Source organism: Micrococcaceae bacterium Sec5.8, assembly GCA_039636775.1.
Lineage (GTDB): Bacteria > Actinomycetota > Actinomycetes > Actinomycetales > Micrococcaceae > Arthrobacter.
Window position 1 is genome coordinate 985000 of sequence record CP143429.1, and the last position, 24184, is coordinate 1009183.

A 24184-nucleotide genomic window follows, 5' to 3' on the forward strand; every position below is an offset into this window, starting at 1 on the left:
CACTGCCCCTGGATGGCCGCCCTCACGCACGAATCCCTTGTGGAGTACCTCCTCGAGGAGGCATTCGAGGTCGCCGAAACCATTGAAACGGGAGCCAGCGACGACGAACTGCAGGCCGAACTGGGCGACGTCCTGCTGCAGGTGGTCCTTCATGCCCGGCTTGCCCAGGAGCGCGGCGCCTTCGACCTTGACGACGTCGCCCGCGGCCTGTCCGCCAAAATGATCCGGCGCAACCCGCACGTGTTCCGCCCGGACGGTTCACTGCAGGAGACCTTCCCAGCGACGGTGGAGGAGATCGTCCGGACCTGGGACGCGGTAAAACGCTCCGAACAGGTCCTGCACTCCAGCGGCGCCGGCCCGGGCGCCAAGGGTCCCCTCGATGGTGTTCCCGCCGCCCTGCCGGCGCTGGCCCGGGCGCAGAAACTTCAAGACCGCGCCGGGCGGGCGGGCTTCCCGGCAGCCACGGTCCCGGTGGAGATCCCGGCGTCGGAAGAGGACCTCGGAGACCTGCTCTTTGCCATCGCCGCGGCCGCCCGGGACCAGGGGCTCGATGCCGAGCGTGCCCTGCGCGGCGCCAACCGTCGTTTCCAGGCCGGCCGGCCCCGTAACTGCCCGTAAGGCGTCCGGGTGTTGGATGGGTTTTACGTAACCTATCCCACTCTCGACTAGGCTAGGTACCGACGAGGACGTCCGTTTCTGAGCTAAATTCCCATCAGTTTCCAGCAGATCGCTTCACCAAAGGAGCCTATCCATGGCGCTTATCGATGCCATCCACGCCCGCGAGATCCTCGATTCCCGCGGCAACCCCACTGTAGAAGTTGAAGTCCTGCTCTCGGACGGCCAGATCGGCCGCGCAGCAGTTCCCTCCGGAGCCTCCACCGGCGAGCACGAAGCCGTCGAACTCCGTGACGGCGACAAGGGCCGCTACCTCGGCAAGGGCGTCCAGAAAGCCGTTGACGCGGTCATCGACCAGATCGCCCCGGCCCTGATCGGGTTCGACGCCACGGACCAGCGCAGCATCGACCAGTCGATGATCGACCTCGACGGCACCGCCAACAAGAGCAAGCTTGGCGCCAACGCCATTCTCGGCGTCTCCCTGGCCGTGGCCAACGCTGCCGCGGCGTCCGCTGACCTGCCGCTCTACAAGTACCTCGGCGGACCGAACGCCCACATCCTGCCCGTGCCGCTGATGAACATCCTCAACGGCGGCTCGCACGCGGACTCCGACGTCGACATCCAGGAATTCATGGTTGTTCCGCTCGGTGCCGAGACCTTCTCCGAAGGCCTCCGCTGGGGCGTAGAGGTCTACCACGCACTCAAGGCCGTCCTGCAGGCCAAGGGCCTGTCCACCGGTCTCGGCGACGAAGGCGGCTTCGCACCGAACCTGCCGTCCAACCGCGCAGCCCTGGACCTCATCCAGGAAGCCATCCGCAACGCCGGTTACACCCCGGGACAGGACATCGCCCTGGCCCTGGACGTCGCTTCCTCCGAGTTCTTCAAGGACGGTGCCTACCAGTTCGAAGGCAAGTCGCTGAGCTCCGCGGAGATGAGCTCCTACTACGCCGAGCTCGTCGCCGACTACCCGCTGGTGTCCATCGAGGACCCGCTGGATGAGAACGACTGGGACGGCTGGAAGACCCTCACCGACGCCATCGGTGACAAGGTCCAGATTGTCGGTGACGACCTCTTTGTCACGAACCCGGAGCGCCTGCAGACCGGCATCGATTCCCGGACCGCCAACTCGCTGCTGGTGAAGGTCAACCAGATCGGGTCCCTGACCGAGACCCTCGATGCCGTGTCCCTCGCCCAGCGCGCCGGGTACACCACCATCACCTCGCACCGCTCCGGCGAGACCGAGGACACCACGATCGCTGACATCGCCGTTGCCACCAACGCGGGCCAGATTAAGACCGGCGCCCCGGCCCGTTCCGAGCGTGTCGCCAAGTACAACCAGCTCCTGCGCATCGAAGAGGAACTCGACGACGCCGCCCGGTACGCCGGACGCAGCGCCTTCCCGCGTTTCAAGAGCCAGTAGCAGCAGGAACCGTGAACCGGTGGCTATGGTTGACAGACCATGGCCACCGGTTCCTTTGTGCGTTCCTTCGGGGTCCGTACCGCCGGATCCACGCCGGTGCCGGGCCGCGGCCACGGGGATCAGTACTGAACGCAGCAAGCCAGCCGGGGGAGAACCTGGCATTACAGGAGTGTCATGGTTACCCGCCGACCCAAGGTTCCCCGGGCCACGCCTGCGGCCCCCAAGTCTCCGGACACGGTCGACGGCGGAGCCGTCATCCAGGCTGATTTTGGCAGTTCCCGTGCAGCCCACGCCCACCAAGGCACCAACGCACCAGCCAGGGCCGCCGTGCCCCGGCCAGGCACTGACCCGCGGGAGCCTGCCCGGCAGGACCACGCGCCGACCAACGCCGCTCCGGCCCGCACGGTGCCAAAAAACACCACCGCCAAGAACGCATCCGCCAAGAACGCATCTGTCAAGAACACCGGTGCATCCGGTCCCGCGCCCGAGGGCCCCGGCACCCAGCGAGCCGCCAGCCCCGGCACCCAGCGAGCCGCCAGCCCCGGCACCCAGCGAGCCGCCAGCCCCGGCACGGCCAAACCATCCAAGGACGGCGCCGTAACGGGGGAGCACCTTAACCCCGTGCCCGCGAAGGCTTTCTCCGGCCGCATGCTGGCGCTGTTCGTTGTCATGATTGCCATCACCATCATGCTGGCTCCCACCGTCAAAATCTACTTCGAAAAGCGCGCCGAAATCGCGGCCCTCGAGGCCGACATCTCCGCCAAACAGTCCCAGCAGACCGAGCTCAAGCGCCAAGTCTCCCGGTGGCAGGATCCGAACTACGTGAAGCAGCAGGCCCGCGACCGCATTAACATGGTTATGCCCGGCGAGACGGGCTACTGGGTTTTCGGCAGTGATCTTCCTGCCGGAACGCCCGGTGGCGCGGCCGGAACAGGGTCCCAACCGGACCCGGCCGACCTGCCCTGGGTGGATTCCCTGTGGGACTCCATCCGGCGCTCGGCAACAGACTAAGAAGCGGCGCCCGCCGCAGGATTGTCCGCCGGACAAACCAGACAGGGCAGGAAGGCCCCGCCCATGGAGGAGAACCGAGTGGACGAGAACCCGACAGCAGGAAATCCGCAAACCCCGGAGGCCGCCCGTTCCGCGGCGGACTTCCGCCGGCCCTCGCCCCGCGACCTCGATGTCCTGAGCCGGCAACTGGGACGGCCGGTGCGCGACGTTGTGGAAATTCCCGCCCGCTGCATCTGCGGCAACCCGCTGGTGGCGGCGACGTCCCCGCGGCTGAGCAACGGCACGCCCTTCCCGACGACGTTCTACCTCACCCACCCGGTCATCACGGCCGCGGTGTCACGGCTGGAAGCGGCGGGCCTGATGAACGACATGAACACCAGGCTCGGCGGCAATGAACCACTGGCAGCCCGCTACCGCGCCGCCCACGAGGCCTACCTGGCGTCCCGGGCCCAAATCGGCGAGAGGTCCGGGATCGGCGCTGTGCCTGAGATTGACGGCATCTCTGCCGGCGGCATGCCCACCCGGGTTAAATGCCTGCATGTCCTGGTCGGTCATTCGCTCGCTGCGGGTCCCGGCGTGAATCCGCTCGGCGATGAAGCCATCGACGCCATCGCCGAATGGTGGACGACGGACCGCTGCTACTGCGCCGGGGCCTGGGACACCGGCGGCGAGGCCCCCTCGCAGGACCTGAGCAGGCACGGCCCACAAGGGCTTCCCGGAATTGTGGGCCGCCCGGCCCCGGTCCGCAAGACCCGCCAGGACGCGGGCGGCACGTCCAACACCGGCGCCCCCGGTACCCCCGAAGCGTCCGGTACTCCCGAAGCGTCCGGTACTCCCGAAGCGTCCGGTACCCCCGAAACCCCCGGTACCCCTGACAACGCCGGCGTCAACGGGGCCCGCACGTGACCCGGGTCGCCGCCATTGACTGCGGCACTAACTCGATCCGCCTGCTCATTGCCGACGTGGAAACGGGCGGCGGAGCCCCGCGCCTGGACGACGTCGTACGCGAAATGCGCGTCGTTCGGCTCGGCCAGGGCGTGGACGCCACCGGCGAACTCGCCCAGGAGGCACTGGACCGGACGTTTGCCGCCGCCTCGGACTACGCCGATCAGATCCGCCGGCACGGCGCCGCCCGGGTGCGTTTCGTCGCGACGTCCGCCACCCGGGATGCCCGCAACCGGGGGGTCTTCGTCGAGGGTATCCGCGGCATCCTCGGCGTTGAACCCGAAGTCATCACCGGAGACAGCGAGGCCGCGCTGTCCTTCGCCGGGGCCAGCAGCGTTTTGCCCAGCCGCGGGCAGGACCCCGTTTTGGTGGTGGACCTCGGCGGCGGCAGCACCGAGTTCGTCCTGGGCAACGCTGACGGTGTGATTGCCGCCAGAAGCGTCGACATTGGGTGCGTCCGGATGACCGAACGCCACCTGCGCAGCGACCCGCCCACGGCCGCCGAGATCGCCGCCGCGGAGGCCGACGTCGACGCGGCCATCGATGAGGCGGCCCGGACCGTTCCGCTGGACCGCAGTACCGCCGTCGTCGGGGTGGCCGGTTCCATCACCACCATCACGGCCCACGCCCTCAACTTGCCGGAGTACGACCCCGCAGCCATTCACGGCACGGAACTCTCACTCGATGATGCGCGCCGGGCCTGCACCGAACTGTTGGCGATGTCCGCCGCGCAAAGGGCCGCGCTGCCCTACATGCACCCGGGCCGCGTGGACGTCATCGGTGCCGGCGCCCTTATCTGGCGGCGTATTCTGGAGCGTTTGGCCGACGTGACGGAGAACCGGGTGGTGGCGGCCGTTACCAGCGAACACGACATCCTCGACGGCATTGCCCTGAGCGCAGGACCCGAATGACCGGAGCACCAGCCCGGCTCCGCCGGACCGGCTCCGCGCTGCTGGTCCTGGCCCTGGCGGGAAGCGCGTTCGCCGCCGCCCTGACCGCTGCCTCCGCCGCCCACGCCGACACGTGGCGGGACGAGGAATACTGGCTCGCCGAATCCGGCATCACGAAGGCCTGGGAGGTGTCCAAGGGCGCCAACGTCAAGGTCGCCGTGATCGACAGCGGCGTGGACGGCCAGCACCCGGACCTCGCCGGCGTACTGGCAGGCGGTGTCGACATCTCCGGTGCCGGTGCTCCGGACGGCCAACGGAGCATCGGGGCCAAGCCCGAACATGGAACCCTCGTCGCCACGCTGCTGGCCGGCCGCGGCCACCAGCCCGCCGATGCAACGGCCCCGCCCAGCGCCGGCCCGTCCGTCGCCCCGGATGGCGTCGTGGGGGTGGCCCCCGAGGCTCAGTTGCTGTCCGTATCCACCTGGCTTGGCTCGGCGAACCCCGGCGGCAAGACCGATCAGGACCAGATCCCGCAGGCCGTCCGCTGGGCGGTCGATAACGGTGCCCAGGTTATCAACATCTCCCTGGGCAGCACCTCGCCGGTGTGGCCGCAAAGCTGGGACGCAGCGTTCCTCTACGCCGAGCAAAAGGACGTGGTGATCGTCGCTGCCGCAGGCAACCGCGGCGGTGGCAACGTCCAGGTCGGCGCCCCCGCCACCATCCCGGGCGTCCTGACCGTCGCGGGACTGGACCGCAGGGGCGTTGCCAGCACCGACGCCTCATCCCAGGGCATCAGCATCGGCGTCGCGGCCCCGGCGGAGAACCTGATTGGCGGCCTGCCCGGCGGCGGATACGCGGAATGGGCGGGCACCTCAGGCGCCACCCCCATCGTCGCCGGCGTCGCGGCCCTGATCCGCTCCAAGTGGCCGGACATGACAGCCAGCCAGGTCATCAACCGCATCGTCACCACCGCGAAGGACACCGGAGCGCCCGGCAAGGACCCGCTGTATGGTTTCGGGGTCCTCGACGCCGAGGCGGCGCTTACGGCCGACGTCCCCGAAACCCGGGGCAATCCGCTGGGATCGATAGCGGACTGGATCCGGGTCAACCGGCGGGGTAACCCGGCCACCTCGCCCGCCCCCGCCTCGCCGGCACCCTCCAGCGCGGCCCCCACCCTTCCGGAGGCCACCGTCCCGCCAGTGCAGCCGCCGTCCGAGCTGGACACCGCCCTTCCGGCGATGGTGGTGCTGGGCTTCGGCGGACTGTTCCTCAGCATCGTGGGGGCGGCCGCCTTCCAGCTCCGCCGCACGGCACGGACCGGCGCCGACGGGCAGGAAAACCCGGACACCGGCGTGCTCGATGCGGTGGATTCCACCGGCCGAACGTAGTTAGTGAAGGTTTTCACAAACTACGGTATTCTTGGGGAATGGCAATCTCTCCCCAGCTCCAGGACCGTCCCAGGGTACTCGTCGTCGGCGGCGGGTACGTCGGCCTGTACGTAGCCCTCAAACTGCAGAAGAAGATCGCGAATGCCGGTGGCATCGTCACCGTCGTGGATCCCCTGCCTTACATGACCTACCAGCCGTTCCTTCCCGAGGTTGCCGGCGGCAACATCGAGGCACGCCACGCCGTGGTCTCGCACCGCCAGCACCTCAAGCAGACCGAGCTCATCCAGGGCCGCGTCCTCTCCATCGACCACGAGAACCGCACTGCCGTGGTGGCGCCGACGGACGGCGGCGAGAACTTCGAGGTTCCTTACTTCGACGTCGTCCTCGCGGCAGGCGCGATCACCCGCACTTTCCCGATCAAGGGACTCGCGGACAAGGGCATCGGCCTGAAGACCATCGAAGAAGCAGTCGCCCTGCGCAATAAGGTCCTGGACCGGATCGAAGCGGGCTCGCTGATGACCGATCCCGCAGAACGCGCCAGCGCCCTGACCTTCGTGGTTGTCGGCGGCGGTTTCGCCGGCATCGAGTGCATCACCGAAATGGAAGACCTCGCCCGCGCAGCGGTCAAGAACAACCACCGCCTCAAGCAGGAGGAGGTCCGCTTCGTCCTCGTTGAAGCCATGGGCCGCATCATGCCCGAGGTCACGGCCAAGCAGGCCGAGTGGGTTGTGGAGCACTTGCGCAGCCGCGGCATCGAAGTCCTGCTCAACACCTCGCTGGACAGCGCCGAAGGCACCCTGAAACTCATCAACCTCCCGGACAAGACGCCCGCCCAGGAGTTCCGGTCCGACACCCTCGTTTGGACCGCCGGCGTTCAGGCCAACCCCATGGTTCGTTCCACGGACTTTCCGCTGGAGCCACGCGGCCGCGTCCGTGTCCTCCCGGACCTGCGCATCGCCGGCGACGACGGCATCATCGAGAACGCCTGGGCTGCCGGCGACGTCGCGGCTGTGCCGGACCTGACCGGCAGTGGCCTTCCGGACGGCACCTGCGTCCCCAACGCCCAGCACGCGCTGCGGCAGGCCAAGCGCCTGGCCAAGAACCTCTGGGCCTCCCGCTGGGACAAAGAGCTCACAGATTACAAGCACAAGAACCTGGGCGCCGTCGCCGGCTTCGGCCAGTGGAAGGGTGTCGCCAACATCAACCTCCTGGGCCGCATTGGGCTCAAGGGTCCGCTGGCGTGGCTGGCGCACCGCGGCTACCACGGCCTGGCCATGCCCACCGTGGAGCGCAAGATCCGGGTGATCTCCGGCTGGTTCTGGACTCTCTTCCTGGGCCGCGACACCACCCAGCTCGCTGACCTGGACAACCCGCGCGGTGCCTTCGTCGCCGCAGCGACGCCGGCGCCCAAGCCGGCCGCCGCTCCTGCTGCTGGGAAGCCGGCAGTGGACGGCACCAAGGCTGCAAGCCAGGAAGCCGTTCCGGCCCACTCCAAGTAGCCGGCACCAGCAGCCGACGGCGGCCGTTCCCCGGTGGGGAGCGGCCGCCGCTGCTGTTAACCCGGCATGGTTAAATCGTTGCTGACGGCGGGGAAATCCCGGTTGCGGCAGCCGGTGGCACCCGGGCCGGTCGCAGGCCGCGCCTAGACTGGCTCCATGACAGCTGTAAAGGACCTCTCCACCCTGTTGGCCACCATGCACCCGGAACGCCGTGCGGGTGAATTCGTGTATGTCCTCTGGCCCGAGGGCGTGCCCCTCGCCGGGACGGCCGCTGCCGCGGTCCGTGAAGCGGAGGGACTGACGGTGGTCCTGCCGCGCGCCGACGCGGACAACCAGGGCCTGAACTATGATTTCGTCGGCGCCTGGATCACTCTTCAAGTGCAGTCCGCGCTGGACGCCATCGGCCTGACGGCAGCCGTCAGCACCGCCTTGACCGAGGCGAAAATCAGCTGCAACGTTCTGGCCGGTTTCCACCACGACCATCTCCTGGTGCCGGTAGCGGACGCCGACAGGGCTCTGGAGGTGCTGCACGAGCTTGTGGCCGCGAGCGGCGAACATCCGCCCGCCCCGGAGCTGGTCCTGCGCAGCGAACAACCCGCGGACCGTCCCGCCATTCTGGAACTGACGGCCGCAGCCTTTGCCACCTCCCCTGTCACCGGGCTGCCGGTGGACGGTGAGCCGGCGGAGGTGGAACTTTTGCGCGGGCTCTTCGACTGCGAGGAGTACCTGCCCGGGTTCAGCATCGTCGCGGAGCTCGACGGCGGGATTGTCGGCCACCTCATGTGCACCCGGGGCTGGGCGGGCGAGCTGGAGCTCCTGGGCCTGGGGCCGATTGGCGTGGTGCCGCGGCTGCAGCGCCACGGGATCGGCAGTGCGCTGATGAAGGAATCGATCGCCCGGGCCAACGCCGCGGGGGAGCGCGGCATTGCCCTGCTCGGCGACCCGGAGTACTACTCGCGCTTCGGTTTCGTCACTTCGACGTCCCTCGGCGTGCAGGGCTCCGACCCGGCCTGGGGCGCGCACTTCCAGGTGCTTCCGCTGGCTGTCTGGCCGGGCGGCGTGAACGGCACTTTCCGCTTCGCCGCGCCATTCGGCACCGCTGGGTCCGCCGGACGGGATAGCATGGACCGGTCGCCCCAGTAGCCCAATTGGCAGAGGCAGCGGACTTAAAATCCGCGTGTTGTGGGTTCGAGTCCCACCTGGGGCACCCGTCGCGGTGCCCGCGAAACGTTCGGCCGGATTTCCTCTATGCAACGAGTGTTATAAGGATGTGACCGTAGTCACTTTGGATCGGGCGCGAAGTGCACTAGCTTGAAGTTAAATCAGGAACACCTGATCTTTCGCATCAAAGGCCGTTCGCACCTTTAGATCGAGGAGATTGTAAATGACTTCACTCCCCCAGGTGGCGCCCCGCGTAGCTAAGCTCACCGCGCTTAGCATCGGCGTCGCCCTTCTGGCTACGGCTTGTGGTGGTTCGTCCACCCCGACGTCGACGAGCTCCGGAAGCGCCTCGGCAAACGCCGCCGGCATCGCTTGCCCGGCGCCCAGCGCGACTGCCGGTGCCAGCAGCTCCGCGGCGGCCGGCGGGTCCGTCCCTGCCGCCACCACCACCACCGATACCGCCCTCAAGATTGGTTCGCTCCTGCCGACGACGGGGTCGCTGGCGTTCCTCGGCCCGCCCGAAATCGCGGGTGTCAACCTTGGCATCAAGGAAATCAATGACGCCGGCGGCGTCCTGGGCAAGCCCGTTGAGGTAATCCACCGCGACTCCGGCGATACCAAAACCGATATCGCCACGCAGTCCACCAGCGCACTTCTCGGCCAGGGTGTCAGCGCAATCGTCGGAGCCGCATCCTCCGGCGTTTCGAAGACCGTCATCAACCAGATCACCGGCGCCGGCGTCATCCAGTTCTCCCCGGCCAACACGTCCCCGGACTTCACCACCTGGGACGACAAGGGCCTGTACTGGCGTACCGCACCCTCGGACGTCCTTCAGGGCAAGGTCCTCGGCAACTACATGGCCACCTGTGGTGCCCAGACCGTAGGCATGATTGTTCTGAATGACGCGTACGGCACCGGCCTTGCCAAGAACGTGCAGGCTGCGTTCGAGGCGGCCGGCGGCAAGGTAGTTGCCCAGGAACTCTTCAACGAAGGTGATTCCCAGTTCAGCAGCCAGGTTGACAAGGTCCTCGCGGCCAAGCCGGATGCCATCGCCCTGATCACCTTCGACCAGGCCAAGAGCATCGTTCCGCTCATGACGGGCAAGGGCGTCAAGCCCACCCAGCTCTTCATGGTGGACGGCAACATGTCCGACTACAGCAAGGACTTCCAGGCAGGCACCCTGAAGGGCGCCCAGGGCACCATCCCGGGCACCTTCGCCAAGGATGACTTCAAGAAGAAGCTCCTGGGCATCGACCCGGCACTGAAGGATTACAGCTACGCAGGCGAGTCCTACGACGCCGTGAACCTGATCGCGCTGGCCTCCGAGGCGGCCAAGACCACCAAGGGCACCGACATTGCCGCGCAGCTCAAGGCAGTCTCCGAGACTGGCGAGAAGTGCAACGATTTCCCCTCCTGCGTCACCCTGCTCCGTGAGGGCAAGGACATCGACTACGACGGCCAGTCCGGCCCCGTAACGTTCTCCGACGCCGGTGACCCGACTGAGGCGTACATTGGCATCTACGAGTTCCAGGATGACAACACGTACAAGCCGGTGAAGGAAGAATTCGGCAAGCTGTAATCTCGCCCTTCCTTAGCTAGCAAAGACCCCCGTCCACCGGACGGGGGTCTTTTGCGTGGGGGGACAGGGACAGGGCTGGGACGTCCCGGCAGCGCCCCGCTCCGCCCCGCGCACCTGTCCCGCACCGCTGTCCCGTACCGCTGTCCCGCACCGCTGTCCCGCACCGCTGTCCCGCACTGCTGTCCCGCACCGCTGTCCCGCACTGCTGTCCCGCTCCGATTCGACGGTTCCGGGTGCACCCGACGCTTGCGTACACCGAACGGGCCGGGAAGCATCGAAACGGGCGGCGCGGGCGGGGCACGCAGAAAGGCCGCCCCCGGCTGGTGACGGCCCTTCTGGCGCTTCTGGTGGCGCGGTGCGTTACTCTACGGTGTCCGCGAGGGTGCCCAGGTAAAGCTGGATGACCTTGGGGTCCTTCATGAGCTCCCGCCCGGTGCCCGTGTACGCGTCCTTGCCCTGGTCCAGGACATAGCCGCGGTCACAGATCTGCAGGCAGCGACGGGCGTTCTGCTCAACCATGATGACCGAGACGCCTGCACGGTTGATCTCGTGAACCCGAAGGAAGGTCTCGTCCTGCTTGACAGGGGAGAGGCCAGCGGAGGGCTCGTCCAGCAGCAGCACCGCCGGATCCATCATCAGGGCCCGTCCCATCGCCACCATCTGGCGTTCACCGCCGGAGAGCGATCCAGCGCGCTGGGCCCGCCGCTTGCCGAGTTCCGGAAACAAGCCGGTGACGAAGTCGAAGCGCTCGGAGAAGTCCTTGGGCCGCTGGAACATGCCCATCTGGAGATTCTCTTCGATGGTCAGCGCCGCAAACACGTTGTTGTTCTGCGGCACAAAGCCGATGCCCCGGCTGACGAGCTTATTGGCCTTGAGCCCGGTAATGTCCTGGCCGCGGACCACGACGGAACCGGAATGGACCTTGACCAGGCCGAACATCGCCTTCAGGAGCGTGGACTTGCCGGCTCCGTTGGGGCCGATGATACCGATGAGCTCACCCTTGCGGGCCTCGATGCTGCAGCCGTTGAGGATGTTGACGCCCGGGATGTAGCCCGCAATCAGGTCGGTGACCTTGACGACGGAATCCTCATCGTGCACGGGCTTAGCGGCGGGGGCCGCGCTGGTGGCGCTCATTCTGTGTCCTTCGCTGTGCTGTGCGGCTGCTGGCCAGGGGGCGGCTCCTCGGCGCTGCGCCGGCCGCGCGCGGGTCCGCTGCCGGCCGGACCGTCCGTTTCCTTTGCGACAACGTCGAGCGAGATGATGCCCGCGTTTTCGGTGCCGACAATTGATTCCTCGTCGGCCACCAGTTCGGCTGCGAGCTCTTTGATGCCTTCCGAGTCGCCCAGATCGACGTCGTGGTGGGCGCCCAGGTAGGCGTCAATCACGGCCGGGTTCTTCATGACATCGGCAGGCGGGCCTTCGGCCACGATCTTGCCCTCGGCCATCACCACCACCCAGTCGGCAATGTGCCGGACCATGTGCATGTCGTGTTCGACGAACAACACGGTCATGCCCTCGGCTTTGAGGTTCTTGATGTGGTCCAGCAGCGACTGGGTCAGGGCGGGGTTAACGCCGGCCATCGGCTCATCAAGCATCACGAGCTTGGGCCGCACCATGAGGGAGCGCGCCATCTCCAGGAGCTTGCGCTGGCCGCCGGAGAGGGACGCCGCGTAGTCATCCTTCTTAGCATCCAGCTTGAACTTCTCCAGAAGCACGTCGGCGTCTGCGGTAATTTTCTTTTCCTGGCCGCCCCAGATGCCTTTGAACAGGGCCCGTGAGAGCCGCTCGCCAGCCTGGTTGGACGCGCCAAGGCGCATATTCTCCATCACGGTCAGCTTGCCCATGACCTTGGTCAACTGGAAGGTGCGGACCATGCCCATGCGGGCCACCTTGTAGGAGGAGACCCCGGCCAGGCTGTGGCCTTCGAACTGCCACTTGCCCGTGTTGGGGGTGTCAAAACCCGTGAGCAGGTTGAACAAGGTGGTCTTGCCGGCACCGTTGGGGCCGATCAGGGCCGTGATCTTGTGCCGCGGGATCTCGAGGTACTCGACGTCGACGGCGTTGATGCCGCCGAAGCTGCGGGTGACGTTTTCCGCGACGACAATCGGGTCACGCTTCTTGCAGCCGGGGGCGGTCTCCCCGGCGGCGATGGGACGCGAGTCCGTCATGTAGTCGATGGTGTCCGAGTCTTCGGACGGCAGGGGTTTTTCGCTTTGCGTGCTCATGCGAACGCCAGCTCCTTCTTGTTGCCGAGGACACCTTGGGGCCTGAAGATCATCAGCAGCATCAGTGCCACACCCACCAGGATGTAACGCAGCTGCCCGGCCTGTACCGTGTTGAGCCAGGTGACGGCGCCGGATTCAATCAGGCCGTAGAGGATGCCTTGTGTAAGGGACAGCACCACCCAGAAGATCATGGCGCCGATGACCGGCCCCAGCACCGTGCCAAGGCCGCCGAGCAGCAGGCAGGTGTAGAGGAAGAACGTCAGCTCGGTACCGTAGTTGGCCGGCTGCACCGCACCACGGGGGAGGGTGAAGATCATTCCGGCAAGAGCGCCGAGGACGCCGCCGATGATCAGGGCCTGCATCTTGTAGGCGTACACGTTCTTGCCCAGCGAGCGGACGGCGTTTTCGTCCTCGCGGATGCCCTTCAGGACACGACCCCACGGGCTGCGCATCAGCAGCCACACCAGCAGGCAGAGCAGTGCCACAACGGCCCAGGCAACGATCCGGATGAAAAAGTCCCGGTTGTTCATTCCCATGTACGAACCTGGCGGGAACGGGTTCATGGAGTAGAAGTCGCCTTCGAAGGCGGCGAGGCCGTTGGCCGAACCGGTGACGGCGGTCAGCTGGTTGGTGGTGACGATGTAGCGCACAATTTCCGCCGCCGCGATGGTCACAATGGCCAGGTAGTCGGCCCGCAAACGGAGGGTGGGGATGCCCAGGAGCAGGGCGAAGATGGCGGCGCAAACCACTGCGATGAGCAGTCCGACGAAGAACGGAACGCCGAAGGACAGAGTGGAGATGGCGAAGCCGTAGGCGCCTACTGCCATGAAGCCGGCCTGGCCGAAGTTGAGCAGGCCTGAGTAGCCGAAGTGAACTGCGAGGCCGAGGGTGGCGAGTGCATAAGCCGCCGTCGTCGGGCTGAACAGTTCTCCGGCAGCACTGGAAAGAATGAATCCAAAGTCCATGGCTGTCTCCTAACCCACGCGCTCGCGCCGGCCCAAGATGCCTTGGGGCCGGATCAGAAGGACAATAATCATGATGAACAGTGCTCCCACGTACTTGAGGTCGGCGGCGAGGCCGAACACGGTGGTCAGCTCCACGAAGATACCGACGATGATGGATCCGATCAGGGCACCCCACACCGTGCCGAGGCCGCCCAGGGTGACGCCGGCGAAGATGAGCAGCAGGATCTGCGATCCCATGTCGAAGGTCACGCCGGGCCGGTAGTAGGCCCACAGGATTCCGCCGAGCGAGGCCAGCATGCCGCCGGTGACCCAGACGATCCGGATGACGGAGTCGACGTCGATGCCCGACGCCGCTGCCAGCGCCGGGTTGTCGGCGACGGCGCGGGTTGCTTTTCCGAGCCGGGTCTTGAGCAGGATGACGCCGAGGAGAGCAATGACAACCGCGCTGATGACGAGCGACCAGAGGTTGTTGGGGGAAATGGAGACCGGGCCGAGCTGGATTTCCGCGCTTTGGGCGAACGGAAGCTGCTGGGTGGCGCCGCCGAAGAAGAACTGGATGACGTAGCGGACGGCCAGGGCGAGGCCGATGCTGACGATCATCATCGGCACGAGCCCGGTTCCGCGGCGCCGCAGCGGTTTCCACAGCCCGGCGTCCTGGACGTAGCCGAATAGACCGCCGCCGAGCAGCGCGAGGATGATGGCCAGCCAGAACGGGAGATTCATTGCGTTGAAGGCGAACACCAGGACGGCGCCGAGTGTAACCATTTCACCGTGTGCGAAGTTGGTCAGCCCGGTGGTGCCGAAGATCAGGGACAGGCCCACCGAAGCCAGGGCCAGCAGCAGGCCGAAGCTCAGACCTGCAACGAGCCGGTTGATCAGGTTCTGGCCGAAGTCCTGTTGCTGCACGACGATGCCCTTGCCGAAGGCGAAGATCACCGAGAGGTTTGAGGTCTGGCTGAAGGTGACTTGACGGGGGTTTTCCTGGCCGTCGGCGAGCTTGATGCCCTCCGGGAGCGTGGATTCGTCGAGCCGGATTTCGTAGGTGCCCTGGGTGGGCACCCCGATGGTCCAGGAACCATTGGCGGTCGATTTGGCCGTTCCGGTGAAATCGCTGCTCTTAGCGGTGATGGTGACGTCAGCAATCGGCGCCCGGTCATCACCGCGCAGGAAGCCGCTGATGCTGTTTTGGAACGTGGTAGCCGACGGGGATGGTGCCGGCGAGGGGCTCGTGGCCTGTGATGCGGGCGCGACGATCAGCAGTAGCGCGGCCACGGCGGCAAAAACAGCCCCCACAGCTCTCAGCAGTCTGCCGCGCCGTCTCTGCGACAGGCCTCTCGGTGTGCTTCTCAAAATGAAAACCTCCACATGGGGGTGGTGTGGGTTGCGCCATTGCAACCGCTGCGAACAGTCAGGGTGACGAGGTGTAGTACTTCTTGCGATGCGGTAGAGACGTGCGATGCGGAATAAATAACAAAACTTAACGCTTGTGATGTCCGTCACCCTATGCGGCCATGTTACAGCCCGTTGGGAGCATTGAATGCCGCCGGGAGCAGGCAAAACATCGCGATCGGATAACAACCGTGAAGCGCGGTAGGTTAAGTGATTTACCGCTACTAAAGAAAACTTTTGTTGTTTAGGAGTGCCCCTTAACAGTTGCCGGACCCGCTGCGGGGTGGGACGCGGAGACGGGGCTGGGAGGTCACGGTTGGGTTGCGGCCCGGCGGCCGCGGGAACTAACCCTGCCCGTCGACTGTTGGAATTGGTAGCGTGGTGTAACAAGGCACGAAACTTTTCACCACCGGACCATCAACCACCCCCTTTATCTGGAGGACACCCGCAATGGCACTTGGCGGAAACCCAGTCTTCAACGGAAAGAACTTCCGTGGAGCAACCCAGGCACCGCCTGCCCCGCAGGCGTACGGACGGGCCCCCGGCCAGAACCAGTTCGGCCAGACCCAGACCGGTCACGCCCCGTACGGCCAGACCCAGACCGGCTGGAACGCTGCCCAGCAGGGTATGACCCAGGACCAGCTCCAGGACATGTACAACCGGCCCGCCGCCGGACCCGCCGACACGGGCCGCATGACCTATGACGACGTGATCATGAAAACCGCGGCCTGCCTCGCCGCCGTCATCGCTGGCGCGGCCGTCACCCTCCTGGTGGCAGAGGGCCTGGCCTACATGCTGATGATCGTCGGTGCGATCGGCGGCTTTGTACTTGCCCTCGTCAACACGTTCAAGAAGCAGCCCTCCCCGGCGCTCATCCTCGCCTACGCGGGCCTTGAGGGTCTTTTCCTCGGCGGCCTGACGCGGATCCTGGACAACATGTACCCGGGCGTCGGCCTGCAGGCCGTGATTGGCACCCTGTCTGTCTTCGCCGTGACGCTGGTGCTCTTCAGGAGCGGCAAGGTCCGTGCCACCCCGAAGGCCATGCGCTTCTTCATGATCGCCATGATCGGCTATGCCGTCTTTGCGCTCATCAACATGGTCATGGTCTGGACAGGTGCCGTGCAGGAGCCGTTCGGCCTGCGCACCTCGGTGGAAATCTTCGGCATCCCGCTGGGCGTCTTCATCGGTGTCCTGGCTATCGGACTGGCCGCGTTCTCCCTGATCATGGACTTCACCAGCATCGAAGCCGGCGTCCGCAGCGGCGCCCCGCAGCGCTTCTCCTGGACCGCAGCATTTGGCCTCACGGTGACTCTGGTGTGGCTGTACGTGGAGATCATCCGCCTCCTGTCCATTCTTCGCGGCAACGACTAATTGCAAGCGGCGGCCACGCCGCCGGAGCCTAACCAAAAGGGGCCCTGCCACCAGCGGGCCCCTTTTGCGTACCCCGGGCTCAGCGCCCCGGGGTTGGCGTCCCGGGGTTGGCGCCGGCGGGTGGCCAGGCCAAGCCGGAGCGCCATGGCGGGCCGGTGGCGGGCCCGAATATGTGCGGGTCATTGGACCCGCGGTATACGGCGCGGCGTGCGGCTGGGTACGGTGGTGACCATGAACCCGCTGCCCCCTGCCCCCTCCGACCCACCCCAGCTCGACGGCCCCGACGACCCCGCCCCGCAGACGTCTGCCCGGCGTTATGCTTCCGGCCGTCAATACGAACTGCGCCGCGGTGATGCGCTCGCCGTCGTCACCGAACTGGCGGCCGGGCTGAGGCTTTACAGCCGTGGCGGGATGCAGTTGACGGAAAGTTACGGGGACGGGGAAATTTCGCCCGGCGCGTCCGGCATCACGCTGGCGCCGTGGGCGAACCGGGTGGAAGACGGTGTCTGGTACCTCAACGGCAAGAAACAGCAGCTGGACATCACGGAAGTATCCCGCAACAACGCCAGCCACGGGCTGCTGCGCAACGCCGCCTACGAGCTCGTCGACGAAGCCGAATTTTCCGTCACCCTCGAAGCGGCCGTGTTCCCCCAGCACGGCTATCCGTTCCTGCTGCGCCATCGGGTGCAGTACGAACTCGCCGAGGACCTGGGCCTCGTGGTCCGGCAGCAGCTGACCAACGACGCAGAGCGACCGGCGCCCTTCGTCCTGGGCGCCCACCCCTACCTCCGGCTGGGGGACGTGCCCAGCGAGGAGCTGACCATCACCGTCCGTGCCGCCACACGGCTGGTCACGGACGAGCGTTTGATTCCGCGCTCGGCGGAAGCGGTCGGCGGCACCTTCGACCTCCGCGCCGGGAAGCCCGTGGAAGCCCTGGATCTCGATTCCGCCTACACCGATCTGGAGTTCGACGACGGCGCTGCCCGCCACACGCTGGCCGCGCCGGACGGCCGCAGCGTGAGCCTCTGGCAGGACACGAACTGTCCTTACACCCACGTCTTTGTCACTACCGAGTTCCCCGGCCGGACCAAGGCGGTGGCGATCGAACCGATGACGGGGCCGGCCAACGCCTTCAACAGCGGCGATGGTCTCCGCTGGCTGGCCCCGGGGGAGCGGTTCGCCATGACCTGGGGTATCAGCGCCACCCTTTAGCGGGGAGCGGGCACGGCGGGGTTTCGCATCCGGGCCGGGCTGGGGAATCATGGGGCTATGACGCCAGCTGACGACGCCGCCCCGCTGACCCCCCCGCCCGCCGCCGTACCCGCTACCGCACCCGCCGGCGCAGTCCCCGCGCCGGCGCGACCGGTCACCGACCGCGAAATCGACCAGGACATCCCCTACGGCGTGCGGATCGCCGCCTCCTGGTCCTGGCGCCTCGGACTCATCATTCTCGTGGCGGGCGCCCTGGTATGGCTGCTCAGCAGAGTCAGCTTCCTCCTGATCCCGGTGATGGTGGCTGCCCTGCTGGCCGGCCTGCTGGCACCGGTGAAAAGGTCGTTGCGGCGGAACCGTGTCCCCAACGGGTTGGCCGTCGCCATCACCATCCTGGGCTTTATCGGCCTGATCGGCGGGGCCCTTGCCCTCGTGGGACGGCAGCTCGCCTCCGGCTTCTCCGAGCTATGGAGCCAGGCGCTGACGGGCATCCAAAAGATCCAGACCTGGCTCGCCGACGGTCCCCTGCACCTGACCGCAGCCCAAATCGACCAGTACCTCAAAGATGCCACCGACGCGCTGCAGAACAACAGCAGCAGCATCCTCAGCGGAGCACTTTCTTTTGGCAGCACCGCGGGGCACTTCGCCGCGGGACTGGTCCTGGCGCTGTTCATCCTCATTTTCTTCCTGCTGGAAGGGGACCGCATCTGGGCGTTCCTCGTGCGGCTGCTGCCACGGAAGGCCCGCGCCGCGACGGACGGCGCCGGCCGGGTGGGCTGGTCCTCGATGGTGAGCTACGCCCGGATCCAGATGTTCGTTGCGTTCGTGGACGCGGTCGGAATCGGCGTCGGCGCGGCCATCATTGGCGTACCCCTTGCGCTGCCGCTGGGCGTTCTGGTGTTCCTGGGCTCCTTCATTCCGATCATCGGCGCCCTCGTGACCGGCTCGGTCGCGGTGCTGCTGGCCCTCGTCGCCAACGGGTGGGTAAACGCCCTGATCATGTTGGGCATCGTTTTGCTGGTCCAGCAGCTGGAGAGCCACATCCTCCAGCCGCTGGTCATGGGCAAGGCCGTCTCGCTGCATCCCGTGTCCGTCATTCTGGCTGTCGCCGCCGGTTCCTACCTCGCCGGCATCCCCGGCGCCCTGTTCTCCGTTCCCATCCTCGCCGTAGCAAACTCGTCGGTTCGCTACATTGCCGGGAGAACGTGGGAACATGAAAGTGTGCCGGCTCGAGCTACGATCCCAGGAACGAAGCCTGAGCCTGACAACGCCTGAGCCGTAGAAGGAGATTAGTTCGTGAACACCCTTGAGAGCCTGCCCGTCACGTTGGACGATGTCCTGGAGGCGCAGAAGCTGCTCGACGGGATCATTACGCGGACGCCGGTTGAATCCTCCCGCGCCCTGGGCAGCATGGTGGGCGGCGAGGTGGTCCTCAAATGCGAGAACCTGCAGCGGGCCGGCTCCTTCAAAGTCCGCGGCGCCTATGTCCGGATGGCCAAGCTTTCCCCGGCCGAGAAAAAGCGCGGGGTGGTGGCGGCGTCAGCCGGCAATCACGCCCAGGGAGTGGCCGTCGCGGCCAAAAGCCTGGGCATCAAGGCCCGCATCTACATGCCGCTCGGCGTCGCTCTGCCCAAACTTGCCGCGACCCGCAGCCACGGGGCCGAAGTGGTCCTGCACGGCCACAACGTTGACGAGGCCCTCGCCGAGGCGAAGCGTTACGCCGACGAGACCGGTGCCGTCTTCGTCCACCCCTTTGACGACGTCGACGTCGTCGCCGGCCAGGGCACCGTAGGACTGGAAATCCTCGAACAGATCCCATATGTGGATACCATCCTGATGGGCGTCGGCGGCGGCGGACTGCTGGCCGGCGTGGCCGTCGCCGTGAAGGCCCGGGCCAAGGAGCTCGGCCGGGAGATCCGCATCATCGGAGTCCAGGCCGAAAACGCGGCCGCCTACCCGCCCTCGCTCGCCGCGGATGCCCTGGTGCCGCTCAAACGCGTCTCCACCATGGCCGACGGCATCGCCGTCGGCCGGCCCGGCCAGTTGCCGTTCAGCATCATCCGGGAACTCGTCGACGACGTCGTCACCGTCAGCGAGGACGCTCTGGCAAGGGCTCTGATCTTCCTGCTGGAACGGGCCAAGATGGTGGTCGAACCAGCCGGGGCCGTGGGCGTGGCGGCACTCATGGAAGGCAAGATCGAGAACCCCGGAACTGTGGCCGTGGTGCTCTCCGGCGGCAACATTGACCCCATGCTGATGCTTAAAGTCATCCAGCGCGGTCTCTCCGCCGCGGGCCGGTACATGACAGTCCGCATGATGCTGGATGACCGCCCCGGATCGCTGGCCACCATCGCCCGGATCATCGCCGAGAACGACGCCAACGTCACTGGCCTGGACCACACCCGCGTGGGCGGTTCGATCAGCATGGGCGATGTGTCCATCACCGTTAACCTGGAAACCAAGGGCCACGAACACTGCGAGCAGGTCCTCGCGGCGCTTCGGGCCGAGGGCTTCCAGCCGATCGTGGTGCACTAGGGCGCCGGCGATGCTGGATTCACTTCCCCACGGCGACCCCCGGGCCGGCGACACTCCCGCAGGGCGCGCACGCACGGGTCTGCTGGTGGTCGGCGGGTTTGTGCTGGTCCTGTACGTCATTGAGTTCATCAACGCCCTCCTGCTCCATTCCTTGAACGGCGTCTTCGGACTGCGCCCCCGCCGCTTGGACGGGATCCTGGACATCCTGACGTTCCCGCTGCTGCATGCCAACCTGGGGCACCTGCTCTCCAACACGCTGCCGCTGATCATTTTCGGGTTCCTGGTGTTGCTCTCCGGGGTCCGGGTGTTCCTGACCACCCTGGCGCTGAGCTGGCTGGCCTCCGGAGTGGTGGTATGGCTCATTGGCGGGTTCAATGTGACCGTCGGGTCGTCCGGCCTGGTCTTCGGCCTCTTCGCGTTCCTGCTGGTCCGGGGCTTCGTTAACCGCAGCTGGTGGCAGATTCTGCTGTCCGTGGTGCTGTTCCTGAGCTACGGCGGGATACTTTTCGGCGTGCTGCCCACGCTGGTGGGCTACGTCTCATGGCAGGCCCACCTCGGCGGCGCCCTCGGCGGAGTGCTCGCCGCGCTGCTCCTCAGTGTGCCCCGGACGGGAGCCCGGCTCCGGCGGCAATAGCCGCAGGCACCACATGACCGGAGGCACGACGGGCGTATAACGACGTAACTGGAGGCACGAAGGGCCGGACAACGCAGAAAGTCCCCGCCATGGCGGGGACTTTCCGGTGGACAGGCGTGGGACCAGTGGTCAGCCGACGTAAGGCTTGGCGGAGATGATCTCCACCGGGATGTCCTTGCCGTTCGGGGCGGTGTAGCTGAGCTTGTCGCCCTCCTTGTGGCCGACGATGGCCGCACCCAGGGGCGACTTTTCGCTGAAGACGTCCAGATCCGAGTCACCGGCGATTTCCCGTGAGCCGAGGAGGAAGGTTTCCTCGTCGCCGGCGATCTTGGCAACGACGATCATGCCGGGCTCGACGATTCCGTCATCAGCCGGGGATTCGCCCACATGGGCGTCCCGGAGCAATGCGGTCAGCTGGCGGATGCGGGCTTCAATCTTGCCCTGCTCCTCTTTGGCGGCGTGGTAGCCGCCGTTTTCTTTGAGGTCGCCTTCCTGGCGCGCGGCCTCGATCTTCTGGACAATTTCTGCCCGGCCGGGGCCGGAGAGGTGGTCCAGCTCTGCCTTCAGGCGGTCAAAAGCTTCCTGGGTAAGCCAAGCTGCAGTTGCGCTGTTGGTGGTAGACACGGACTTCTCCTTTATGGTCAAACAAGCAAAGACCCCGCCACGGTGGCCACTTGTGGAACTCAGTAACCAGCTCAGCGGGGCAAAGGTATTGATCCATTGTAGTCAATCCCGTGGATATACCAAAGATGGCTGCGGCGTGCATCACATAGTGTTGTGCGGGTTCCATCCGGCTGCAGGCCGGGCGGCTAGCTCCCTGCGTCGGGGATCCAGCAACTGTCGACGACGCCGGAGACGGCCTGGGACTCGGTGCGCAGCGTCGCCCGGTGGGCCGTGGTGCGTCCGCCGTCGGTGCCGGCGTCCACGGCATTGGGAGCGATGTCCACGACTTTCCAGCCGACGACGGCGAACTTGGCGTCCATTGCCTTCACCGAACATTTGGCAGCCGTGGACGGTTCCTTGGTGACCTGGAAATCGACCTCCGCGAGGGTGGCGTCAGGCGTGCTGTAGCCGATGTCCTTGAAGGTGACGCTTTCCGTCGCATTGGACGTTGAGATCCAGACCATGAAGGCTATCCCGGCCGCAATGGCGAGGACCAGGACGATGCGCTTGGCCTTGCCGCTGAGCGTCCGCTTTTGACCGCCGTAACGATTGGCTAGGCTGGGAGATGCCGGCGCGGGCGCGGCAGGCTGATCCTTGGAAGTCACCAGTCCAGTTTAGTGTGGATTGGAGCGGGTCTTCGCCGCGTCCTCCATCCGGCGGTTGCACCGCTACGTCTATGTCTGTAGATCAAACCCGTTGATGAAACCTGTAACGAAAGAGGAACCGTCCCACGATGACCGCGTCCACCAGCCCGTCAGCGCCGCTTCGGCTGTTGGCTGTCCATGCTCATCCCGACGACGAATCCAGCAAGGGCGCCGCCACAATGGCCATGTATGCCGCGGCCGGCGTCGACGTCCTGGTGGCCACCTGCACGGACGGCTCACGCGGTGACATCCAGAACCCTGCGATGGAGGGCATGCCGCACCCCAAGCGCGACATGGCCGGAGCGCGCCGGCTGGAGATGGAACACGCTGCCTCGGTCCTCGGCGTCCGTCAGCGCTGGCTGGGCTTCGTTGATTCCGGGTTGCCGGAGGGCGATCCGCTGCCGCCGCTGCCGGCGGGATCCTTCGCGACACTGCCGCTGGAACGGGCGGCCGCTCCGCTGGTCCGGCTGGTCCGCCGTTTCAAGCCGCAGGTCATCCTGAGCTACGACGAAAACGGCGGCTACCCGCACCCGGACCACATCATGGCGCACCGGGTTGCCGTGGAGGCTTTCGAGGCCGCGGGGGACCCTGCCCGGTATCCGGGAACCGGGGAGGCCTGGGCGCCCAGCAAGCTCTACTACGATCGCGCCTTCAGTCCTGAGCGTTTCCGCGCCCTGCATTTCGCGCTGGAGAATGCCGGACTGCAGTCGCCCTACGCCGAACGCCTGGCCGCCTGGCTGGAAGCGGACGCCGAAGGCCACACCCCGCCTGCGCCGACGCACGCCACGACCACCCAGATCGAGTGCGGGGATTACTTCGAAGCGCGCGATGACGCACTGCGCGCCCACCGTACCCAGGTGGACCCTGAGGGATTCTTCTTCGCCGTCTCACCGGCCATGCAGCGCCGCGTCTGGCCGTGGGAGGACTACTCCCTGATCCAGTCGCGGGTCTCCGCCGAACAGCCGGAGAAGGACTTCTTCGCCGGGCTAAGATAGTTGCACAGGCCATTTCTATGACGCGTAGAAGACGTTGTGGAAACACTTCCCACGCAGCCCGCGGTTCGTCCTCCCGGGCCGCCGCCCAGCCCCACAGAAGGTCCTTACCGTGCACTCCTTGCTCATCGCCCTGGCCACCTCCCCGGCTCCCGCACCCTCGCCGTCGCTGCGCGAGGGGCTGACCCAGGACCAGGTGACGCCCGGGTTGCTGGGCTTCCTCCTGACCGCCTTCATCGTGGTGCTTACGGCCCTCTTGATCGTGGACATGGTCCGCCGTGTCCGCAGGGTCCGGTACCGCGCCCAGGTGGAGGAGGAGCGCATGGCCGCCGGCGGGGATGAGTTCGAGAACACCGCCGCGGACCCTGCCGCCACGCAGTCCGCTCCGGAACGTGGGCCGGCACCGGATTCCGCCGGCCGGCCGGGCCCCCGGCCGGACGCCGACGGAGGTCCGGGGTCCGCTAGCCGCTGAGGACCAGCGGGTCCTCGCCGACCTCGGCTGGGAGCTGGAGCTGGAGCTGGAGGAGATCGTGGATCGTTTCGTCGGCAGGAGCGAAGCCGACTTCACCGACGCACTCGAGGCGCAGCTGGGCCGGGAACTCGGAGAGGGCTGGGACCGCAAATACGAGCCCTGGTACCGGTCCGCGTTCGACCGCGAACTCGCGCCGGTTGACGGCGTGGTGGCGGCGCTGGATGGGTTGCGGATCCCGCACTGCGGGGCCTCCAGCGGGAGCCACGCCAAGATGCGGCGGACGCTGGGGCAGACGGGGCTGCTACCCCGTTTCGAGGGCAGGATCCTCAGTGCGACCGAAGTCGCGAGGGTCAAGCCTGCACCGGACTTGTTCCTGCACGCCGCCGGGACGCCCGGCCGGCCCCGGAACCACAGTGTTCTCCGACATGCGGGACTTGCCCGCCCTCATTGTGTCCGGACGGCCCTGAAAAGCGGTCTTTGACGCCGAAATGCCCCACCTTTCACGCCTGCGCCCGGTGTGTCGGGCAGAAGAGCCGGTGGGACGCGGCACGCTGCCGCAAAGGTGGGGAGAATC

General features: G+C 66.6%; 23 protein-coding genes and 1 tRNA gene. 18 read left to right on the plus strand and 6 right to left on the minus strand.

Features of this window, described 5'->3' with window-relative positions; translation table 11 throughout:
- The first annotated feature begins 12 nt into the window (after window positions 1-12).
- The 10 genes from VUN84_04540 to VUN84_04585 all read left to right on the plus strand — a co-directional run bounded on the left by VUN84_04540 (window position 13) and on the right by VUN84_04585 (window position 10508).
- The gene (locus tag VUN84_04540; GenBank protein XAS65752.1) at window positions 13-618 is read left to right on the plus strand and encodes a MazG nucleotide pyrophosphohydrolase domain-containing protein; all 606 of its coding nucleotides are present in this window, start codon (window positions 13-15) and stop codon (window positions 616-618) included.
- Between the two features lie 133 nt (window positions 619-751).
- Window positions 752-2035, plus strand: a complete 1284-nt coding sequence (gene eno, locus VUN84_04545) for a phosphopyruvate hydratase (GenBank protein ID XAS64950.1) — start codon at window positions 752-754, stop codon at window positions 2033-2035.
- 174 nt (window positions 2036-2209) lie between these two features.
- The gene (locus VUN84_04550) at window positions 2210-3046 is read left to right on the plus strand and encodes a septum formation initiator family protein (protein ID XAS64951.1); all 837 of its coding nucleotides are present in this window, start codon (window positions 2210-2212) and stop codon (window positions 3044-3046) included.
- Window positions 3047-3109: 63 nt separating this feature from the next.
- Window positions 3110-3952: a DUF501 domain-containing protein gene (locus VUN84_04555; protein ID XAS64952.1), complete on the plus strand. Its 843-nt coding sequence runs from the start codon at window positions 3110-3112 to the stop codon at window positions 3950-3952.
- Window positions 3949-4902 carry a Ppx/GppA phosphatase family protein gene (locus VUN84_04560; GenBank protein ID XAS64953.1) on the plus strand — a complete coding sequence of 318 codons (954 nt, stop codon included), beginning with the start codon at window positions 3949-3951 and terminating at the stop codon, window positions 4900-4902. Before VUN84_04555 ends, VUN84_04560 begins: the two co-directional genes overlap by 4 nt.
- Window positions 4899-6269 carry a S8 family serine peptidase gene (locus tag VUN84_04565; GenBank protein ID XAS64954.1) on the plus strand — a complete coding sequence of 457 codons (1371 nt, stop codon included), beginning with the start codon at window positions 4899-4901 and terminating at the stop codon, window positions 6267-6269. Before VUN84_04560 ends, VUN84_04565 begins: the two co-directional genes overlap by 4 nt.
- Before the next feature lie 38 nt (window positions 6270-6307).
- Complete coding sequence (locus tag VUN84_04570) at window positions 6308-7768, plus strand: FAD-dependent oxidoreductase (GenBank protein ID XAS64955.1); 1461 nt, start codon at window positions 6308-6310, stop codon at window positions 7766-7768.
- Between the two features lie 156 nt (window positions 7769-7924).
- Window positions 7925-8911: an ACT domain-containing protein gene (locus VUN84_04575; protein ID XAS64956.1), complete on the plus strand. Its 987-nt coding sequence runs from the start codon at window positions 7925-7927 to the stop codon at window positions 8909-8911.
- Window positions 8902-8975: transfer RNA gene (locus tag VUN84_04580), tRNA-Leu, on the plus strand. The genes VUN84_04575 and VUN84_04580 overlap by 10 nt, the downstream gene beginning before the upstream one ends.
- A 177-nt stretch (window positions 8976-9152) precedes the next feature.
- Window positions 9153-10508 carry an ABC transporter substrate-binding protein gene (locus VUN84_04585; protein XAS64957.1) on the plus strand — a complete coding sequence of 452 codons (1356 nt, stop codon included), beginning with the start codon at window positions 9153-9155 and terminating at the stop codon, window positions 10506-10508.
- A gap of 360 nt (window positions 10509-10868) precedes the next feature.
- Here VUN84_04585 and VUN84_04590 read toward each other — a convergent pair whose 3' ends face one another.
- The 4 genes from VUN84_04590 to VUN84_04605 are packed head-to-tail and all read right to left on the minus strand — an operon-like array spanning window position 10869 to window position 14991.
- Window positions 10869-11642 carry an ABC transporter ATP-binding protein gene (locus VUN84_04590; GenBank protein ID XAS64958.1) on the minus strand — a complete coding sequence of 258 codons (774 nt, stop codon included), beginning with the start codon at window positions 11640-11642 and terminating at the stop codon, window positions 10869-10871.
- Window positions 11639-12733, minus strand: a complete 1095-nt coding sequence (locus tag VUN84_04595) for an ABC transporter ATP-binding protein (GenBank protein ID XAS64959.1) — start codon at window positions 12731-12733, stop codon at window positions 11639-11641. The genes VUN84_04590 and VUN84_04595 overlap by 4 nt, the downstream gene beginning before the upstream one ends.
- Window positions 12730-13698, minus strand: coding sequence for a branched-chain amino acid ABC transporter permease (locus tag VUN84_04600; protein ID XAS64960.1), 969 nt, complete (start codon window positions 13696-13698; stop codon window positions 12730-12732). The genes VUN84_04595 and VUN84_04600 overlap by 4 nt, the downstream gene beginning before the upstream one ends.
- A gap of 9 nt (window positions 13699-13707) precedes the next feature.
- On the minus strand, window positions 13708-14991 hold the full coding sequence (locus VUN84_04605) for a branched-chain amino acid ABC transporter permease (protein ID XAS64961.1): 1284 nt from the start codon (window positions 14989-14991) through the stop codon (window positions 13708-13710).
- Window positions 14992-15537: 546 nt separating this feature from the next.
- On the opposite strand from VUN84_04605, the gene VUN84_04610 reads away from it, so the two are divergent.
- The 5 genes from VUN84_04610 (at window position 15538) to VUN84_04630 (ending at window position 20839) form a co-directional block, all read left to right on the plus strand.
- The gene (locus VUN84_04610; GenBank protein XAS64962.1) at window positions 15538-16458 is read left to right on the plus strand and encodes a Bax inhibitor-1/YccA family protein; all 921 of its coding nucleotides are present in this window, start codon (window positions 15538-15540) and stop codon (window positions 16456-16458) included.
- Between the two features lie 231 nt (window positions 16459-16689).
- Window positions 16690-17670, plus strand: a complete 981-nt coding sequence (locus VUN84_04615) for an aldose 1-epimerase family protein (GenBank protein XAS64963.1) — start codon at window positions 16690-16692, stop codon at window positions 17668-17670.
- 57 nt (window positions 17671-17727) lie between these two features.
- A complete protein-coding gene (locus VUN84_04620; protein XAS64964.1) occupies window positions 17728-18945 on the plus strand; it encodes an AI-2E family transporter in 1218 nt (405 codons plus the stop codon).
- Between the two features lie 21 nt (window positions 18946-18966).
- On the plus strand, window positions 18967-20205 hold the full coding sequence (gene ilvA, locus VUN84_04625) for a threonine ammonia-lyase (GenBank protein ID XAS64965.1): 1239 nt from the start codon (window positions 18967-18969) through the stop codon (window positions 20203-20205).
- A 10-nt stretch (window positions 20206-20215) separates the two neighbouring features.
- On the plus strand, window positions 20216-20839 hold the full coding sequence (locus tag VUN84_04630; protein XAS64966.1) for a rhomboid family intramembrane serine protease: 624 nt from the start codon (window positions 20216-20218) through the stop codon (window positions 20837-20839).
- Window positions 20840-20968: 129 nt separating this feature from the next.
- Here VUN84_04630 and greA read toward each other — a convergent pair whose 3' ends face one another.
- Together greA and VUN84_04640 are read right to left on the minus strand one after the other, a co-directional pair.
- Window positions 20969-21463: a transcription elongation factor GreA gene (gene greA / locus VUN84_04635; protein ID XAS64967.1), complete on the minus strand. Its 495-nt coding sequence runs from the start codon at window positions 21461-21463 to the stop codon at window positions 20969-20971.
- A gap of 185 nt (window positions 21464-21648) precedes the next feature.
- Window positions 21649-22107 carry a DUF4307 domain-containing protein gene (locus tag VUN84_04640; protein ID XAS64968.1) on the minus strand — a complete coding sequence of 153 codons (459 nt, stop codon included), beginning with the start codon at window positions 22105-22107 and terminating at the stop codon, window positions 21649-21651.
- A gap of 128 nt (window positions 22108-22235) precedes the next feature.
- On the opposite strand from VUN84_04640, the gene mca reads away from it, so the two are divergent.
- The 3 genes from mca (at window position 22236) to VUN84_04655 (ending at window position 24091) form a co-directional block, all read left to right on the plus strand.
- Entirely contained in the window at window positions 22236-23141 is a 906-nt protein-coding gene (gene mca, locus VUN84_04645) for a mycothiol conjugate amidase Mca (GenBank protein ID XAS64969.1), read from the plus strand.
- 109 nt (window positions 23142-23250) lie between these two features.
- Window positions 23251-23610 carry a hypothetical protein gene (locus VUN84_04650; GenBank protein XAS64970.1) on the plus strand — a complete coding sequence of 120 codons (360 nt, stop codon included), beginning with the start codon at window positions 23251-23253 and terminating at the stop codon, window positions 23608-23610.
- The gene (locus VUN84_04655; GenBank protein ID XAS64971.1) at window positions 23531-24091 is read left to right on the plus strand and encodes an HAD family hydrolase; all 561 of its coding nucleotides are present in this window, start codon (window positions 23531-23533) and stop codon (window positions 24089-24091) included. The genes VUN84_04650 and VUN84_04655 overlap by 80 nt, the downstream gene beginning before the upstream one ends.
- The last annotated feature ends 93 nt before the right edge of the window (window positions 24092-24184 follow it).